This window comes from Stenotrophomonas sp. 05L44_2 (genome assembly GCF_056665995.1).
The window spans coordinates 1-4,008 of sequence record NZ_JBFTNR010000389.1; the positions used below are offsets into that span (position 1 = coordinate 1).

Below are 4,008 nucleotides of genomic sequence, written 5' to 3' on the forward strand. Positions count from 1 at the left end.
CCGTGATTGTGTCGGAAAGCCGACACCGGGGAAAGCCGTCACGCGACGATGGCGGCGCGATCGACGGCGTTTCCCCGTTGAGGTTCAGCAATGTGGCGGCGCCGTTCAGGCTGCGCCACCGGTCGGCAGCGCTTACTTGACCTTGGCGTAGGTGCCCTTCAGGGCCACGCCGGCGACGAAGGTGCCGGCCCAGCACTCGTAGTTGGTCGCGCTCTTGAACTCGTTCTTCTTGTAGTAGCTGACGATGTCGACCACGGCATTGGCGCCGCGCGACTTGGCACCGTCCTGCAGGGCCAGCAGTGCCGACAGCGCGACCCAGTTGCAGGCCTCGACGTCGCTCTTGTTGGCGGCGTTGGTCTTCTTGTTGGTCACGTCCTCGCCCAGGCGCTGCTGCACGCTGACCGGCTGGCCGGCCAGGTAGAAGCGCACGCTGCCGTCGATGCCGGCATCTTTGGCGGCCTGCGAACTGATCAGCTCGCGCAGGGACTGTTCGACGCGGGTATCGCGCGCCGAAGCGGTGGAAGTCAGGGCCAGCAGCGCGGTGGCAGTGGCGATCAGCAGGGTGCGGCGCATCGGAACGTCTCCTTGTTGGGGTGCGGGTACGGCGGGGTCACGCGCTCCAGCGGCGGAACACCAGCGAGGTGTTGATGCCGCCGAAGGCGAAGTTGTTGCTCATCACGTACTCGGCCTGCAGCTCGCGGCCTTGCCCGGTGATGAAGTCGAGCTGGCCGCAACGCGGGTCCACCTCGACCAGGTTCAGGGTGGGCGCGAACCAGCCGGCGCGCATCATCTCGATGCTCATCCAGGCTTCGAACGCGCCGCAACCGCCCAGCATGTGGCCGACGTAGCTCTTCAACGAGCTGATCGGCACGCGGCTGCCGAACACCTGGGCGGTGGCCTGGGTCTCGGCGATGTCGCCGTGGTCGGTGGCGGTGCCATGGGCGTTCACGTAGTCGATCTGCACCGGCTGCAGACCGGCGTCTTCCAGCGCCAGGCGCATGGCCTGGGCCATGGTATCGGCGCTGGGCTGGGTGACGTGCTGGCCGTCGCTGTTGGTGCCGTAACCGACGATCTCGGCGAGGATGGTCGCGCCGCGTGCCTGCGCGTGTTCCAGATCCTCCAGSAYCAGCGTGCMGGCGCCCTCGCCCAGCACCAGGCCATCGCGGCCGGCATCGAACGGACGCGGGGTGGTGTGCGGTGCGTCGTTGCGCGTGCTGGTGGCAAACAGGGTGTCGAACACCGCCGCAGCCGTGGCGTCGAGCTGTTCGGCCCCACCGGCCACCATTACCGTCTGCTTGCCGCTGCGGATCGCTTCATAGCCGGCGCCCACGCCCTGGCTGCCCGACGTACAGGCGCTGGAAGTGGTGTAGACACGCCCGGACAAGCCGAAGAACACACCGATGTTGACCGGCGCGGTGTGGCTCATCATCTTCAGGTAGGTGGTGGCGCTGATGCCGTCGGTGGTGAACTCATGCAGCATGCGGCCGAATTCGCCGGTGGCTTCGTGGCTGCCCGACGACGAGCCATAGGCCACGCCGGTACGGCCACTGCGCAGCACCGGGTGCTCGAACAGGCCCGCCTCACGCAGGGCGACCTCGGTGGCGCGCACCGACATGATCGCCACCTTGCCCATCGAGCGGGTGGTCTTGCGGTTGTAGTTCGGCGGCAGCTCGTAGTCCTGCGCCGGCGCGGCAAGCTTGGTGTTCAGGCCCGCATACACATCCCATTCCGGCATCGAACGCACCGCATTGCGGCAGCTGCGCAGATGGGCCTGGATGGTCGGCCAGTCGTGGCCGAGCGGACTGATGGCGGCAGCACCGGTGACCACCACGCGACGATCGGCGGCCATCAGATCATCCCTCCGTTGACCGAGATCACCTGGCGGGTGATGTAGCCGGCCGGCTCGGACAGCAGGAACGCGACCGTGGCCGCCACTTCCTCGGGACGGCCGACGCGGCCGGCCGGGATCAGCTTCAATGCGTGTTCGACCACTTCTTCGTTGAGCATGTCGGTCTCGATCAGGCCCGGGGCCACGCAGTTGACGGTGATCTGGCGGCTGGCCAGTTCCAGCGCCAATGCCTTGCTGGCACCGATGATGCCGGCCTTGGCCGCACTGTAATTGACCTGGCCACGGTTGCCGGCCACGCCGGACACCGAGGACAGGGTGACGATGCGGCCCGGCTTGCGCCGCCGCACCATCGGCATGATCAGCGGATGCAGCACGTTGTAGAAACCGTCCAGGTTGGTGTGGATCACCTGGTCCCAGTCGTCCTCGGACAATGCCGGGAACGCGCCGTCACGGGCGATGCCGGCATTGCACACCACGCCGTAATAGGCGCCATGTGCCTCCACGTCAGCCTCCAGCGCAGCACGCGCGGCAGCACGGTCGGCCACGTCGAAGGCCAGCACGCGCGCCTGCCGGCCCAGCGCCTGGATCTCGTCGGCCACCGCCTGTGCTTCTTCCACACGGCTGCGGCAATGCACCACCACGTCGAAGCCATCGCGCGCGATACGCAGCGCAATGGCCCGGCCGATGCCCCGGCTCGCGCCGGTCACCAGCACGCTTGGATTCCCTGTCATGCCTGTCCACTCTCCAGATAGGCCATCGAGTCGGCCGGTTCGAACACCGACACGTTGGCAACCGCCCATTCTTCTTCGCCTGCCAGGATGCGGCAGGCGAACATCCCTAATCCATTGTCGCCCAACAGCTCGCAACGCGCCTGTACCTGCAGGCGGGTGCCACTGGGGAAACTGCTGCGCGTGCTGGTATAGCGCCGGCTGCCAAGCAGGAAGCCCAGCTGCGGCGGGTTGCCGGCCGTGCGTGCGCGGCAGCCGGCCCAGGCAGCGATGGCCTGGGCCATGTATTCGATGCCGACCCATGCCGGGACCGCACCGTCTTCGATGAACAGGCCGGCCTCGGGCACCACCAGTTCCGCCTCGATGCCGTCCTGGTCCCAGCGCAGGATGCGGTCCAGCAGGCACATGTCCTGGCGGTGCGGCACCACCTCTTCGATGGCATACAGCGGCATGTTCATCGGCGCTCCAGTGCCAGCACGGCATTGCTGCCGCCGAAGGCGAACGAATTGCTCAGCACCCGCCGCGGCAGCTGCTGCAGGAAGGTCGCCGGGGCTACCAGCGGCAACGCCGGCAGCGCCGGATCGGCCACGCCGTCCCACCAGTGCGGCGGCAGCTGCTGCTGCGGATTCTCGGCCAGCAGGATCCAGCACAGCGCCGCTTCGATCGCACCGGACGCACCCAGCGTGTGGCCGGTCAGTGGCTTGGTCGAGCTGGCCGGCACGGCGGTGCCCAGCACCTGCGCCACGGCGTGGCTTTCCATGGCGTCGTTGTGGCCTGTCGCGGTGCCATGCAGGTTCACGTAATCCACTTCCGAAGGTGCCCAGCCAGCACGCTGCAACGCCTGCTGCAGGGCATCGATGGCACCCAGACCCTGCGGGTCCGGCGCCGACATATGGTGCGCGTCGGCCGACTCACCCCACCCCGCCAGGCTGACCGGGCCTGCATCGCGGGTCAGCAGGAACAGCGCGGCGCCCTCGCCGATGTTGATCCCGCAGCGATGCTGCGAGAACGGATTGCAGCGCACTGCGGAGACCGATTCCAGCGCGCTGAACCCGGCGACGGTGAACCGGCACAGGGAATCGGCACCACCAGCGATGACCGCATCGACGATGCCCGAGCGCAGCATGCGCGCGGCCGACATCAACGCCTTGGCGCTGGACGAACAGGCCGTGGACAGCGTCCAGGCCGGGCCCAGCGCACCGCTGCGCTCACGCACGAACTGCGCGGCGGTGCCCATTTCCTGCTGTGCGTAGTCGAAGCCTTCGGGCCAATGGCCGTGCTCGGCGCGGGTACGCAGCGCCTGTTCGGATTCACCGATGCCCGAGGTGCTGGTGCCCAGCACCACCGCCACACGCTCGGCACCGTAACGGTTGATGGCATCGGCAACAGCCGGCGCGATCTGCGCCAGTGCCACGTCCAGCAGAGCATTGT

The 4,008-nt window shown here is 67.9% G+C and carries 5 protein-coding genes; all 5 read right to left on the reverse strand.

Translation table 11 applies throughout. The features are described from left to right. Positions 1–132: 132 nt before the first annotated feature. Positions 133–573 carry a hypothetical protein gene (locus AC1VAN_RS14105; RefSeq protein ID WP_025877987.1) on the reverse strand — a complete coding sequence of 147 codons (441 nt, stop codon included), beginning with the start codon at positions 571–573 and terminating at the stop codon, positions 133–135. Between the two features lie 37 nt (positions 574–610). Continuing rightward, entirely contained in the window at positions 611–1,849 is a 1,239-nt protein-coding gene (locus AC1VAN_RS14110; protein ID WP_480986017.1) for a beta-ketoacyl-ACP synthase, read from the reverse strand. After that, a complete protein-coding gene (locus tag AC1VAN_RS14115) occupies positions 1,849–2,580 on the reverse strand; it encodes a 3-ketoacyl-ACP reductase FabG2 (RefSeq protein ID WP_025877991.1) in 732 nt (243 codons plus the stop codon). The genes AC1VAN_RS14110 and AC1VAN_RS14115 overlap by 1 nt, the downstream gene beginning before the upstream one ends. After that, positions 2,577–3,035, reverse strand: coding sequence for a hotdog family protein (locus tag AC1VAN_RS14120; RefSeq protein ID WP_025877993.1), 459 nt, complete (start codon positions 3,033–3,035; stop codon positions 2,577–2,579). The genes AC1VAN_RS14115 and AC1VAN_RS14120 overlap by 4 nt, the downstream gene beginning before the upstream one ends. Then, positions 3,032–4,008, reverse strand: a 977-nt coding sequence (locus tag AC1VAN_RS14125; RefSeq protein WP_480986018.1) for a beta-ketoacyl-ACP synthase, incomplete at its 5' end; no start/stop codon positions are given. The genes AC1VAN_RS14120 and AC1VAN_RS14125, both read right to left, overlap by 4 nt.

What these genes read in the sequence shown, in the direction of transcription:
- AC1VAN_RS14105 (WP_025877987.1), bottom strand. Translation starts at nt 573, where the DNA reads ATGCGCCGCACCCTGCTGATCGCCACTGCCACCGCGCTGCTGGCCCTG.
- AC1VAN_RS14115 (WP_025877991.1), bottom strand. Translation starts at nt 2,580, where the DNA reads ATGACAGGGAATCCAAGCGTGCTGGTGACCGGCGCGAGCCGGGGCATC.
- AC1VAN_RS14120 (WP_025877993.1), bottom strand. Translation starts at nt 3,035, where the DNA reads ATGAACATGCCGCTGTATGCCATCGAAGAGGTGGTGCCGCACCGCCAG.